This is a genomic window from Catenulispora acidiphila DSM 44928 (assembly GCF_000024025.1).
Classification (GTDB): domain Bacteria; phylum Actinomycetota; class Actinomycetes; order Streptomycetales; family Catenulisporaceae; genus Catenulispora; species Catenulispora acidiphila.
The window spans coordinates 2,618,984-2,632,532 of record NC_013131.1 but is presented as its reverse complement, the minus strand read 5'-3'; the positions used below and the strand labels follow the sequence as shown (position 1 = coordinate 2,632,532).

Sequence of the window (13,549 nt, the reverse complement as noted above, 5' to 3'; positions counted from 1 at the left end):
CGCTGAACTCTATTTCTCCGAGTCGAGGTGAGCCATCTGCCCGGCCTCGTACCGGTCGCCGGCCGCCGCCCCGGCGGGCACCGCCTTCTCGATCTCGGCCAGGTCCTCGGCGGTCAGCGTGACGCTGAGCGAGCCCAGCGACTCGGCCAGCCGGTCCCGGCGGCGGGCGCCGACCAGCGGCACGATGTCCGAGCCCCGCGCCGCGACCCACGCGATCGCCAGCTGCGCGACGGTGACGCCCTTGCGCTCGGCGAGCGCGCGCAGCGTCTCGACCAGCGCCAGGTTGTGGTCCAGGTTCTCGCCCTGGAAGCGCGGCGAGGCGGCGCGGAAGTCGCCCTCGCCCGAGCGGTCCTTGCTCCAGTGGCCGCTGATCAGCCCGCGCGACAGCACGCCGTAGGCGGTGATCCCGATGCCCAGCTCGCGCGCGGCCGGCAGGATCGAGTCCTCCATGCCGCGCGAGATCAGCGAGTACTCGATCTGCAGGTCCGAGATCGGGTGCACGGCGGCGGCACGGCGCAGGGTGTCGGCGCCGACCTCGGACAGCCCGATGTGCCGGATGTAGCCGCCCTGCACCATCTCGGCCAGCGCGCCGACGGTCTCCTCGATCGGCACGCTCGGGTCGAGCCGCGCCGGACGGTAGACGTCGAGGTGGTCCACGCCGAGCCGGCGCAGCGAGTAGGCCAGCGAGGTCTTCAGCGCCGCCGGGCTGGCGTCGAAGCCGATGAAGGCGCCGCCGGGGTCGCGCTGGGCGCCGAACTTCACGCTGAGCTGGTAGCGGTCGCGGTCCACGCCGCGCAGGGCGTCGGCCAGCAGCAGTTCGTTGTCGCCCATGCCGTAGAAGTCGCCGGTGTCGATCAGCGTGATCCCGGCGTCCAGCGCGGCGTGCACGGTGGCGACGGACTCGTCGCGGTCGGTCGGTCCGTACAGGGCGGACATGCCCATGGCGCCGAGGCCGAGGGGGAAGACCCGCGGGCCGGCGGCACCGAGGCGGCGGGCGGTGAAGGAGCTGTCAGTCGTCGTCATGCCTACGACGATAGAACTAACAGCTGACAGATTTCAAGTTTTGTCATTCCTTCAGATGTCAGGCGTGTCAGGCGGTGCCACCGGTGGAGCTCGCGGAGTCTCCCGGCTTGGCCGGCTTCTTCGCCGACTTGGCGGGGACGGCGATCGCGGTGGCGTTGATGGTGTCGCCTTGGACCGGCCCGAGGACCGTCACGGTCATCCCGACCTTCAGATCGGCCGAGGTGAGGGCACGCGTCTTGGTGCCGAACCTGGTCTTGGCGCCGTAGTCGACGGTCACCGTGTTGCCCTTGGCCTCGGTCCCGGTGAAACCGCCGGTTCCGAGCTGGGTGATCTTGACCCGGGCGAGCTTCCCGCCTTTGTGCTTGCCGTTGCCGCCGGTCGTCGCGTCGGCGCCCGGCGACTGGCTGACGGCCGGCGCCCCCACCGCGGCGTTCGAGGACGAGCCCGACGACTGCAGCGCCGCCGTCGTCCCCCACGCGGCACCGCCGAGCACGATCACCCCGGCGGCGCCGAGCACCGCCAGCTTCAGCGGACCGAGCCGGGTCAGGCGCTGCTTGAAGCCCGGCTTCGGCGGCTGCTGCGGCGGTGTGCCGTAGGGCTGCTGCTCGAACTCCGGCTGGTAGCCCTCGTGGCCGGGCGGCGGCGACCCGGCGCCGGCCGCGGGGATGTTGTAGGGATCGACCGGCTCGAAACGCCGAGTCTCGTCGATCGGGTCCTGGTCCTGGCTCATGCTGCTAGTACAGCGGCCGGCGGATAAGCCGGTGGTCAATAAGCCCGGTGTAAAGGAACGCCCGGCTCCTCGGCGGCGCCTTGGTCGCCTTGGTCGCCTTGCGGCGCGCGGTCTCAGACGAGCCCGACGACCGGTCCGACCACCACGATCGCCGGCGGACGGATCCCGGCCTCGGCCACCGCCTCGCCGATCATGCCCAGCGTGGTCTGCACCCGGCGCTCGCCGGGCATCGTGCCCTCCTGGATCACCGCGACCGGGGTCTCGGGGCCGCGGCCGTGGGCCAGCAGCGTCTCGGCGATCGCGGCTATGCGCTCGATGCCCATCAGGATCACCAGCGTGCCGGTCATCCGGCCCAGGGCGGCCCAGTCCACCAGGGACTTGGGGTTGTCCGGGGCGACGTGGCCGGAGACCACGGTGAACTCGTGCGCCACGCCGCGGTGCGTGACCGGGATGCCGGCCAGCGCCGGCACCGAGATCGAGCTGGTGATGCCCGGGACCACCGAGCACGGCACGCCGGCCTCGGCGCAGGCCAGCACCTCCTCGAAGCCGCGGCCGAAGACGAACGGGTCGCCGCCCTTGAGCCGGACCACGAACTTGCCGGCCTTCGCGCGCTCGATCAGCAGCTCGTTGATCGCCTCCTGGGCCAGCGAGCGGCCGTAGGGGATCTTCGAGGCGTCGACGATCTCCACGTCCGGCGCCAGCTCGTCCAGCAGCCCGCGCGGGCCGAGCCGGTCGGCGACCACCACGTCGGCCTCGGCCAGCAGCCGGCGGCCGCGCACGGTGATCAGGTCCGGGTCGCCGGGTCCGCCGCCGACCAGCGCCACGCCGGGGGTCCGGCCGCGGTGGTGAGGGGCGGCCAGGGTTCCGTCGCGAAGCCCTTCCAGGACGCCGTCGCGGACGTCCACGGCGCGGCGCGGGTCGCCGCCGCCGATCACCGCGACCGTGACGCCGTCGTGGCGCCCGACGGCCGGGGTCCACGCCGTGGAGTCCTCGGCGGAGTCGGCGCGGGAGCAGAACACCCGCCCGGCCTCGGCCTCGCGCGCCACCGCGCCGTTCACCGCCGGGTCGTCGGCGGCGGCCACGGCGTACCAGGCCTGGGCCAGGTCGCCGTCGCGGTACGGCCGCGGCTCCCAGACGATCTCGCCGCCGTCGGCCAGCGCCTCGATCGCCGGCGTCGCCTCGGGGGCGACGACCAGCACGTCGGCGCGGGCGTCCAGCAGGCCCAGCACGCGGCGCTGGGCCACCGGGCCGCCGCCGATCACCACCACCCGCCGGCCGGCCAGCCGCAGCGCGGCGGGATAGACGGGGGCGGGGTCGGTCATGGCGCTCATCGCTGTGGTGTTTCCTGTGTCGCTCGCAGGGGCGGTCGGCTAGGCGGCGTTCTCGTCGTCGTCGTCCGCGCGCCCGGCGACCCCGGCCGACTCGAAAGTGGCCACGTCCCGCAGCGCGCGCACAGCCGCCTGCACCAACGGTAGAGCCAGCACCGCGCCGCTGCCCTCCCCCAACCGCAATTCGAGATCGATCAGCGGGACCACGCCCAGGGCCTCGAGCGCGAGCTGGTGCCCGGACTCGGCCGAGCGGTGCCCGGCGACCATGGCGTCGGTGGCCTCCGGCGCGAGCGCCTGGGCCACCAGCGCCGCGGCGCCGGCGATCACGCCGTCCAGGATCACCGGGACGCGCAGGCTCGCCGCGCCCAGGATGAACCCGGCCAGCGCCGCGTGCTCCAGCCCGCCGACCGCGGCCAGCACGCCGAGCGGGTCGCCCGGGTCCGGCCGGTGCAGGTCCAGGGCCCGGCGCACCACGTCCACCTTGTGCGCGTAGGTCTGCTCGTCTATCCCGGTGCCGTACCCGGTGACCTGGGTCGGCGAGGCGCCGGTGAACGCCGCGATCAGCGCCGCGCTCGCGGTGGTGTTCGCGATGCCCATGTCGCCGGTCAGCAGCACCTTGTTGCCGGCGGCGACCAGGTCCCGCGCGGTCTCGACGCCGACCTCGATCGCGGTCAGCGCCTCCTCGCGGGTCATCGCCGGGCCCTCGGCCAGGTCCGCGGTGCCGTAGCGGATCTTGCGCGGGACCAGCCCGGTCTGCTGCGGCAGCTCGGCGTTCACCCCGACGTCCACCACGCACACCTCGGCGCCGATCTGGTGCGCGAAGGCGTTGACCACCGCGCCGCCGGCCAGGAAGTTGAGCACCATCTGCGCGGTGACCTCCTGCGGCCAGGGCGTGACGCCCTGGGCGTGCACGCCGTGGTCGGCGGCGAACACCGCGACCGCGGCGGGCTCGGGGATCGGCGGCGGGAAGACCCCGGCCAGCCCGGCGAGCTGGATCGAGACGTCCTCCAGGACGCCCAGCGACCCGGCCGGCTTGGTCATCACCTCGTGGCGGGCGATCGCGGCGTCGCGCGCGGGCTTGTCCAGCGGGCCGATCGCGGCGAGCGTCTCCTCCAGCAGCGACACCGGGTGGCTGCCCGGCAGCGCGCGGCGGCCGTACTGCTCGTCGTGCACCGCCCAGGCCAGCGGACGCCGCTTGGCCCAGCCGGAGCCGGACAGCTCCGGCTCGCCCGGGAACTCGTGGACGAAGCCGACGCACAGGTACGCCACGACCGACAGGTGGTCGGGCAGATCCAGGGTGCGGGTCAGCTCGCGCTCGTCGAAGAACGACACCCAGCCGACGCCCAAGCCCTCGGCGCGCGCGGCCAGCCACAGGTTCTCCACCGCCAGCGCGGCGCTGTACGGCGCCATCTGCGGCTGCGAGTGCCGGCCCAGCGTGTGCCGCCCGCCGCGGGTCGGATCGCAGGTCACGACGATGTTGACCGGGGTGTCGAGGATGGCCTCGATCTTCAGGTCCTTGAAGGCCCGCTGCCGCGCCTTGGGCAGCGAGGCGGAGTAGGCGTCGCGCTGCCGGGCGGCCAGGTCGTGCACGGCCTGCCGGGTCTCCCGGCTGCGCAGCACGAGGAAGTCCCACGGCTGCGAGAAGCCGACGCTCGGCGCGGTGTGCGCGGCCTCCAGGACGCGGGTCAGGACCTCGTCCGGGATCGCGTCGGGCAGGAAGGTCGAGCGCACGTCGCGGCGCTCGCGGATGACGCGGTGCACGGCGGCGAGCTCGGCGTCGTCGTACGGCGGGACGCGCGGGACGTCGTCGTAGGGCTCGCCGTCGGCGTCGTAGGGGTCGGTGTCACGGAGGTCGGTGTCATAGAGCTCGGCGTCGTAGAGGTCGTCGGGCCCGGCGGGCTGGTTCGGGCCCTGGCCCTCCAGCTCCCCGGCGTCGGCGTTCTCAGCGCTGGTGGCCGCCCACGGGACGAGCATCTCCGGCTCGGCGTCGCCATCGGCGTCCTCGTCGAGCACCGCGTCCTCGGCGTACTCCCCGACCGGCTCGACCGGCGCGATCGCCACCGTCGGCGTCGCGAACACCGGCCCGGCCTCCTCCCCGGCACCCCCGAACTCGACACCCTCGGCGGGATCGTCGAACACCGGCGGCGCGGGCTCGAACCGCGGCGGATCCAGATGAGCACCCAGCGGCGGCTCAGCCTGCGGCTCCCCACCGCCGACACCAGCACCCAGACCGTAATCAGGGCTCGTGTTCGGAGTCAGCGGCCGATCACCGAACGACGGCATCCCGCCCTCCGGCGCACCGAACACCGGAGCGGCATGCCCGGACTCGGTAGCGGACCCGAACGGAGTCTCCTCCACCACCGGCCGCGTCCCGAACGACGGATCGTTACCGGCCTGCGGCGCGAAAGCCTGCGGACCCCCGAACGTCGCCTGCGGGTCGATCCCCGCGGAGTGCGCATCCTGCGCGGTGGGGAACACGGGCTCGTCGGCAGCGGGCGGGAAGCCCTGCGCACCGTTCGGTAAACCCTGCCGACCATTGAAGGACGGCTCGCCACCAGCCGGGAAACCCTGCGGACCATCGAAGACAGCCTCATCCGCACCGAACCCACCGACAGGCGGGAACCCTTGCGGGGCACCGAATCCGGCCTCGCCGGCTTCCGCGCCGAAGGGCTGGTTGTCGCGACCGAAGTGGTGCTGGCCATCGATGCTGGGAGCATCCTCGCCCTGCGGGAAGCCCTGCTGACCACCGAAGCGCTGCTGACCATCAATGCCAGGAGCATCCTCGCCCTGCGGGAAGCCCTGTTGCCCACCAAAGCGCTGCTGACCATCAATGCCAGGAACATCCTCGCCCTGCGGGAAGCCCTGTTGCCCACCAAAGCGCTGCTGACCATCAATGCCAGGAACATCCTCGCCCTGCGGGAAACCTTGCTGGCCACCGAAGCGCTGCTGACCATCAATGCCAGGAACATCCTCGCCCTGCGGGAAACCTTGCTGGCCACCGAAGCGCTGCTGACCATCAATGCCAGGAGCATCTTCGCCCTGCGGGAAACCCTGCTGTGCACCGAAGCCCTGATTGTCCCGACCGAAGCGCTGCTGCCCGTCGATCCCGGGAGCATCGTCACTCTGCGGGAAGCCCTGCTGGCCGCCAAAGCCCTGATTGTCCCGGCCGAAACGCTGCTGGCCGTCGATCCCTGGAGCATCTTCGCCCTGGGGGAAGCCTTGCTGCGCGCCGAAACTGGGGTCGCCGCCAAAACCCGGGTCGCCGCCAAAACTCGGGTCGCCGCCGAATGCCTGATTGTCGCGACCGAAGTGGTGCTGGCCGTCGATGCCCGGGGCGTCCTCGCCCTGCGGGAAACCTTGCGGTGCGCCGAAACTCGGCTCGCCGGCCGGCGGGAAGCCTTGCGGGGCGCCGAAGGGCTGGTTGTCGCCGGCGAAGCGCTGCTGGCCGTCGATGGCGGCCGGGTCCTCGCCGAAGCTTGCGGGCGGAAAGCCTTGCTGGGTACCGAAACCGGGCTCGGCGTTGTCCGTGCCGAAGGGCTGTGCGCCGAAGGGCTGTGCGCCGAAGCTCGCGGTGCCGGTGTTCGGGAAGCCCTGCTCTTCCGGCTGCGGTGCGGCGAAGGGCTGGGGGGTGCCGAAGGGCTGCGCTTCCTCGGGCGCGGGGTGGCGGCCGAAGGAGTCGTTGGCGGGCTCGTCGAGGATGGCCGGGATGATGTCCGTCGGCTGGTCGTAGGAGGCCGGGCCGCGGAGGGGGGCTCGGAGGTCGAAGGCGGGGCGGTCGGGGGGTTCGGGGGCGGCGTCGAAGACGCTGATGTCCACCTGGCCGCGGGGGTCCCGGTCGTCGCGGGGCAGCGGGGTGCGGTCGGCCGCCTCGTCGAAGTCGTTGCCGTCGGCGGGGGACGCCTGCTGCGGGACCACCGGGTCGCGGCGGAAGACGTCGAACTGCTGGGCCTGGCGCAGGGCTTCGGCTCCGCGCGCGCCCGGGGAGCGGCGGGGCGCCGGGCCGGAGTCGGCGTTGGAGTCGCGCTGCTGGGGGACGCCGAAGCCGCCGCGGGCGTCAGGGCCCTGATTGCGGGGACCGGGACCGCCGGGCTGCGGGCCGCGGGCCGGCGGCGGCTGCATCGGGGGCATCATCGGACGCTGCGTGCGCCCCGGATCGCCGGGACCGCGCCGTTCGGGTCCGTCGACGGGACCGCGCGGGCCGGCCGGCGGCTGGTCGCGGAACTGTGAGCCGGGCGGGACCACCGGTCCGCCGGGGGCGCCGGCCGGACGCGGGCGGATCGGGCGCGTGGGACGGTTCGACGACTCCGGGCCCTGCGGTCCTCCGGGCGCGCCGAGACCGCCAGGACCGCCCTGACCATTAGGACCGTTGGGACCACCAAGACCGCCGCCGGGTCCGCCAGGACCAGGACGCCCCGGCTGCCCCGGCTGCTCCGGACCGCCGAACCCGCCGCGCGGATCGCGGCCGTCGCGCGTCATCCGCATGCCGCCCGGACCCCCCGGACCGCCGGGACCTCCGGGCCCACCAGGATTGCCCAGACCGCCGGGCCCACCAGGACCGCCCGGACCACCGGGCCCGCCCGGGCCCGCGGAGCCGTTGCGCGGCCCCGGGAACTCGGCCTCGTCGTCGAACACCAGCCTGCTGAACTCGGTGGTCGGCGCGTTGTCGTCGTACGGCCGCGCGCCGGGCGGGAAACCGTCCTCGAACGGCGGCCTCCCGGAGCCTTCACGCCCGAAATCGTCGGCACCGGTCACCGTGGGTTCCTCGATCCTGTCGTTCCATACCATGCTCGTATCCCGCTCCCGTTCCCCGTGTCCCCCTCGTCAGCGGGGGTTCGCGTTCGCGTGGGCGCTGCCAAGTATCGCTTGTGAAAGCCGCGCGCAAGCCCGGAAGAGCATACGCAGCCCCTGATCGGGTTGACTAAAAAGCTCCGGTCCTCACCCAAGCTCACCCCAAAGAACGAATACCGGCGCCGCCGGCGCCAGCCGCAGCGCGTCCCCCGGGCGGGGAGCCAGCCGCGAGGCCTGCAACTGCACGCCGTCCACGCGCCGGTCGCCGAGCCGCAGCGCCTGCCGGATGGCCGGCAGCCGGTCCAGCGCGGTGACCGCGGTGACCACGGTCCGCGCGCCGGTGGTGGCGCAGGCGCGCACGATGTCGGCCCGTTCGGTGCCCACGAACACCGAGTCCGGGCGGGGAAGCGTGGCCAGTGCCGCCGGCGCCTGGCCGCTGACCACCTCGACGTCCACGCCGTGCATGACCGCGTTCAGCGATATGCGCTCGCAGGCGTCGGGATCGCGCTCCACGGCGATCACCGCCGCGCCCAGCCGCGCGCACTCCACGGCCAGCGCCCCGGCTCCGGCCGCGATCTCCCAGACCATCGCGCCCAGCCGCGGGGCCAGCCGCGCCAGTATCAAGGCCCTGATTTCGGCGGGGAGCACCTGCGGCCCGCGGGCCACGAAGGCGTTGTCCGGCACGGCCCAGCCGGCCGAGGGCCCGGCCCACGCCGACACCCAGCCGGAACCCCAGCGCGGGTCGTGCGGGGAGTCCGGGCTCAGCCGCTCCTCGTCCAGCACCAGGATCGCGTCGGCGGCGCCCCAGACCGCGCGGGCGGCCGCCTCGGTGGGCGAGAGCTTCTCGATGCGCTCGTCGGGCTCCCCGAGGTGCTGGGCGACGATGAAGGCGCGCTGGGCGCCGCGCAGGGCCGAGGCGACCCGGTGCGGCGGGAACTCCGGGGCGGCGACGATGGCCACCTTCGGGTGCGCGCGGGCGGTGTTGGCGGCCCGCTGCAGCGAGCGGTCGTCGGTCACGCAGACCACGACCGCGTCGTCCCACGGCAGCCCCAGCCGGCCCAGGGTGGCGGCCACCGGGCCGGGCGCCGGGTAGCCGATGACTTCGAAGCCTGATTCGCGCAGATCGCGCAGCACGCCGAAGAACCCGGGGTCCCCGGCGGTCACCACGACCGCGGGACCTGCGTTCGGATCGCCCAGGTGCGCGGTGAGCCGGGCATAGGCCAGGCGGTTGTCATCGCCCAGCAGGATCCGCCGCACGTGCTCGGGAACCCCGATGCCGTCGAGGTGGCGCGCCACCCCCACGACAAGTTCAGAGGACTCCAAGACGCGCCGGACCACCGGCCCGGGCAGCGATCCGTCGTAGCCGACGACCGCGACCACCGCCGCGGCCTGGGCTATCGCCGGTCCCGCGGCCCCGTGCCGGCCGGCGGTCACGCCGGTCCCCCGCACACAGCCACGGCGAAGCTGAGGGCGCGCCGTGGAACGGCCATGGAGAGGTCCTCCGCAATACGTCTGTAGGAACTTCAACGCACACTAACACCGCCTGTTCCACAAGTGAGGCGGCGAATCAGTCAAAAGCGGGTAAATCAGGGGAGCGAACATCCCCGTTCGGCCGTGGCGCGGATCTCATCGCGCGCCGGTTCCCGGGCCGGGACCCGCCGTGCACGTGCAAAGGCGCGTGCATCAGTGAGTCATGGTCACCTGTTGGACACCCTCGGCGATGAACGGGTCCCCGGCGCGCGCGAATCCGAAGCGCTCGGCCCAGGGCTCCAGCGCGGTCGGGACGTCGATCAGCAGTCTGCGCTCGCCGGCCATCTTCACCGCGTAGTCCAGCAGCCGGCCGGCGATGCCGCGGCCGCGCGCGCCGAACCGGGTGGCCAGACGCTCTATCCGCAGGGTGTCGTCGGACTCCTGCACCACGCGCACGGCGGCCAGCACGTCCCCGTCGCGCTCGGCCCACAGGTGCACGCTGGAGGGCTCGGTGTCCCGGCCGTCGATGTCCAGGTGCGAGCTGCCCCACTCGACGATGAAGACCTCCTGCCGCAGCCGCAGCAGGGCGTAGATGGTCGGCGCGTCGAGGTCCTCGATGTGCGCGTAGCGGTAGGAGACCTTGCCCAAGACGAATCTCCGAAACGGGCCTGCCGGCGTGTGCCGGGATGTCGTGACGCGGCGAGCCGCCGCGCCGGTGGTGCCGAACCTGTCGATCCTGCTGATCCTGCTGATCCTGTCGACCTGTTGGTCCTGTCGATCGTGCCGTCCAACCCCGGATGTCCCGCCCTGACCGCCAGACCCGTGACCCCCGTCACCGTGAGAATACTGACCCCGGAGAACGGACGCCATGCGCCGGCCGCACCCCGCCGGTACTGTCTCCAGGATAGGTAGTATCAGCTGGATAGACTGCTGAATCGGTGAAGATCACCTATGCGTCGAAGTGCGGGCGGTTGTGCGGTTATGCATGCGCCGGCGACATCTCAGAGCACCATCGACCCGATCGCCACCAGACCCACCACGATGATCAGCGCCCTGAGCGCCTTGGGCGGCAGCCGTCGGCCCACGCTCGCCCCGATCTTCCCGCCGACCAGCGCCCCGACCGCGATCGCCAGGGCCGCGCCCCACTGGATCGAAGGATGCTCGGATCCACCGAGCCCGAACGCGCCGACGATGATGAACACCACCGCCGCGATCGCGTTCACCACGCAGGCGAGCACGTTCTTCACGCCGTTGAGCACCTGCATGCCGTCGCCGTAGGTCAGCCCGAGGATCGCCATCAGCAGCACGCCCTGCGCGGCGCCGAAGTACCCGCCGTACAACCCCGTGCCGAACACCGCCAGCACGGTGCCCCAGCCGCCCTGCCGCACGCCGCCGGGCGCCCCTTCGGCGCCGTCCGCGCCCTCGCGCGCCGCGCGCCGTGCCGCGATCCGCTTCGACAGCCGCGGCTGCACCACGATCAGCACCAGCGCCAGCCCGATCAAGACCGGCACGATCGCCTTGAACGCTTTCGCGGGCAGCAAGAACAGCAGCAGCGCACCGAGCGTGCCGCCGGTCGTCGAGGCCGCCACCAGGCGCGCGAGCCGGTACCGTCCGCCGCCGCGGAACTGCGCGATCTCCGCGCGGTAGCCGTGGATGCCCGACGCCGAACCCGGGACCAGGCCGACGGTGTTGGTGACGTTCGCGACCAGCGGGGTGTAGCCGAAGGCCAGCAGCGTCGGGAACGTGATCAGCGTGCCGGACCCGACCACCGTGTTGATCGTGCCGGCCGCCATGCCCGCGCCCAGGAGCGCCGCCACCTCGCCGATGCCCACGATGCCTCCTTCGCGCCCCTGCCGGAGGGTCGAGCGTAGCGTCAAAGATCGGTTGGCCGCGCAGCGTCCGGTGGCTAGGATCGCCGATGTGCACCGGTTGTTCCCGGTCACCCCGCCGCCGGGATCCTGAAGCGGGGTCGACCTGATCCACAGGGACCGCCTGTCGGCGTGTTGAGCCGACGGGTCTGAGTGTCACGCCCCGCTTCCCGCGACTAATCCCCTTTTCCTTTGTCGCAGGAGCGATCCCTTGATCTATCTAGTCCTTTCCGGCGTGCTCTGGGGCACCGGCGGGCTGACCGGCCGCCTGCTGTCGCTGCACACCCGCCTTTCCCCCACCGCCGTGGCCGGCTACCGGCTGCTGATCGGCGGCACACTGCTCATCCTGTTCGCGGCTGTCACCGGCCGCGGACGCCGGGACGCGGGCCCAGCCGCCCGGTCCCGGCGTCCTCGCGGCCGTGCGGCGTGGCGCCGCGTCGGCGTCGTCGGCGCGCTGTCGGCGGGTTTTCAGGCCTGCTACTTCGCGGCGGTGGCGCTGACCGACGTCAGCCTGGCCACGCTGGTCACCATCGGCGCCGCTCCCGTCCTGGTCGCCGCCTTCGAGCAGGCGACCGGGCGGCGGGGGTTCGACCCGCGCGCGGCGGCCACGGTGGCCCTGGCGCTGGCCGGTCTCGGCTTGCTGGTCGGCGAGCCGCCGCACGGTGTCACCGGCGCGCACCTCGCGGCCGGCGCCGGGTTCGCGGTCGCCAGCGCCGCCGGGTTCTCGGCGATCAGCGTCCTCGGCAAGAACCCGGTCGCGGGCCTCGGCGAGGTCACGATGACCGGGTACAGCTTCACCCTCGGCGGTCTGGCGCTGGTCGCCGCCGCCGCGCTCACCACCGGCGCCGGGTTCGCGCCGCGTCCGGCAGCGGTCGGGCTGCTGCTGCTGCTCGGCCTGGTGCCGACCGCCATCGCCTACGGCTGCTACTTCATCGGCCTGCGCGAGGCGGCGGCCAGCACCGGGACCGTCACGGCGCTGTTGGAACCGCTGACCGGCACGGTCCTGGCCGTCCTGCTGCTCGGGGACCGCCTCACGGCGGTCGGAGCCGTCGGCGCGGCGCTGCTCGCGGTGTCGGTGACCGCCGAGACCTGGCACGCCCGGCCGCGCGTGGCGGGATAGGAGCGGCACACCGGCGAAAAGCTGAGGGGACCGGTCGGCTGACCGGTCCCCTCTTCGCTCATCCGGCTGACATCAGTGCTCGATCAGCCGATCAGTCTTCGACCAGCCCTCGGTCAGCCGCATCAGCCTTCGATCAGTCCTCGTCCTGGTTGAAGAAGACATCGTCCGCCGGGCTCGTCCCGCGCTGGCGCGGCGGACGGTCGGCGCGCGGCGCCTGTGCCTTCCCGCCGCTCTGCGCGTCGCCCGAGCCCAGGGAGTTGCCGTTCGCGGCCACCGGCTCCACGGACGGCGGCCCCGGCATGCCGAAGCGGCCCAGCGCCCCGCCGACGTTCTCCAGCGCCTTGCCGAACTCGCTAGGGATGATCCAGAGCTTGTTGCTGTCGCCCTCGGCGATCTTCGGCAGCTGCTGCAGGTACTGGTAGGCCATCACTTGGTTGTCGGCGTTGCCCTCGTGGATGGCCTCGAAGACCTTGCGGATCGCCGCCGCCTCGCCCTCGGCCTGCAGCGCGCGCGCCTTGGCCTCGCCCTCGGCGCGCAGGACCGCCGCCTGCTTCTCGCCCTCGGCGGTGAGGATCTGCGACTGCTTGAAGCCCTCGGCCGACAGGATCGCCGCGCGGCGGTCCCGGTCGGCGCGCATCTGCTTCTCCATCGAGTCCTGGATCGAGGCCGGCGGCTCGACCGCCTTCAGCTCGACCCGGGAGACCCGGATGCCCCAGTTGCCGGTCACCTGGTCCAGGACCCCGCGCAGCTCGTTGTTGATGTAGTCGCGGCTGGTGAGGGTGCGCTCCAGGTCCATGCCGCCGACGATGTTGCGCAGCGTGGTGACCGTCAGCTGCTCGATCGCCTGGATGTAGTTGGTGATCTGGTACACCGCCGCGCGGGCGTCGGTGACCTGGAAGTAGATGACGGTGTCGATGGAGACCGTCAGGTTGTCCTGGGTGATCACCGGCTGCGGCGGGAACGGCACGACCTGCTCGCGCACGTCGATGATCGCGCGCACGCGGTCCACCACCGGCATCAGGATCCGCAGGCCCGGCGTCAGGGTCCGGGTGTAGCGGCCGAAGCGCTCGATGACGGCGACGGTCCCCTGCCCGACGATCCGCACGGACTGGAACAAGCTCACCGCGATCGCGGCGGCGATCAAGATGAGGACGACGATCGTGGCGATCATGTCGACTCCTCCTACGCTTCGATGTCCGGCGGTCAGGAGGTGGCACGCACC

The 13,549-nt window shown here is 72.9% G+C and carries 9 protein-coding genes and 1 pseudogene; 2 read left to right on the top strand and 8 right to left on the bottom strand.

Going from position 1 to position 13,549, the window contains the following annotated elements; all coding sequences use genetic code 11:
• Positions 1–9: 9 nt before the first annotated feature.
• From CACI_RS11570 to cobT, 4 genes and pseudogenes are all read right to left on the bottom strand, one after another.
• Entirely contained in the window at positions 10–1,023 is a 1,014-nt protein-coding gene (locus CACI_RS11570) for an aldo/keto reductase (protein ID WP_012786534.1), read from the bottom strand.
• Positions 1,024–1,090: 67 nt separating this feature from the next.
• Positions 1,091–1,753: a hypothetical protein gene (locus CACI_RS11565; RefSeq protein WP_012786533.1), complete on the bottom strand. Its 663-nt coding sequence runs from the start codon at positions 1,751–1,753 to the stop codon at positions 1,091–1,093.
• 113 nt (positions 1,754–1,866) lie between these two features.
• Entirely contained in the window at positions 1,867–3,084 is a 1,218-nt protein-coding gene (gene cobA / locus CACI_RS11560; RefSeq protein ID WP_012786532.1) for a uroporphyrinogen-III C-methyltransferase, read from the bottom strand.
• A gap of 39 nt (positions 3,085–3,123) precedes the next feature.
• Positions 3,124–4,875 (bottom strand): annotated as a pseudogene (cobT, locus tag CACI_RS52260) (nicotinate-nucleotide--dimethylbenzimidazole phosphoribosyltransferase); the annotation flags it as partial.
• Between the two features lie 831 nt (positions 4,876–5,706).
• Between cobT and CACI_RS52255 the strand changes: the two are divergent.
• Positions 5,707–7,308 (top strand): hypothetical protein, encoded by a 1,602-nt coding sequence (locus CACI_RS52255; RefSeq protein ID WP_041540165.1) that lies wholly within the window; start codon positions 5,707–5,709, stop codon positions 7,306–7,308.
• Between the two features lie 708 nt (positions 7,309–8,016).
• On the opposite strand, the gene CACI_RS51085 is transcribed toward CACI_RS52255, so the two are convergent.
• From CACI_RS51085 to CACI_RS11535, 3 genes are all read right to left on the bottom strand, one after another.
• On the bottom strand, positions 8,017–9,303 hold the full coding sequence (locus CACI_RS51085) for a bifunctional cobalt-precorrin-7 (C(5))-methyltransferase/cobalt-precorrin-6B (C(15))-methyltransferase (protein WP_012786530.1): 1,287 nt from the start codon (positions 9,301–9,303) through the stop codon (positions 8,017–8,019).
• 249 nt (positions 9,304–9,552) lie between these two features.
• Entirely contained in the window at positions 9,553–9,987 is a 435-nt protein-coding gene (locus tag CACI_RS11540; RefSeq protein WP_012786529.1) for a GNAT family N-acetyltransferase, read from the bottom strand.
• 353 nt (positions 9,988–10,340) lie between these two features.
• Entirely contained in the window at positions 10,341–11,171 is an 831-nt protein-coding gene (locus CACI_RS11535; RefSeq protein WP_012786528.1) for a sulfite exporter TauE/SafE family protein, read from the bottom strand.
• Positions 11,172–11,418: 247 nt separating this feature from the next.
• On the opposite strand from CACI_RS11535, the gene CACI_RS11530 reads away from it, so the two are divergent.
• Positions 11,419–12,327 carry a DMT family transporter gene (locus CACI_RS11530; RefSeq protein ID WP_012786527.1) on the top strand — a complete coding sequence of 303 codons (909 nt, stop codon included), beginning with the start codon at positions 11,419–11,421 and terminating at the stop codon, positions 12,325–12,327.
• A gap of 133 nt (positions 12,328–12,460) precedes the next feature.
• Here the strand turns inward: CACI_RS11530 and CACI_RS11525 are convergent, their stop codons facing one another.
• A complete protein-coding gene (locus CACI_RS11525; protein ID WP_012786526.1) occupies positions 12,461–13,498 on the bottom strand; it encodes an SPFH domain-containing protein in 1,038 nt (345 codons plus the stop codon).
• Between the last annotated feature and the right edge of the window lie 51 nt (positions 13,499–13,549).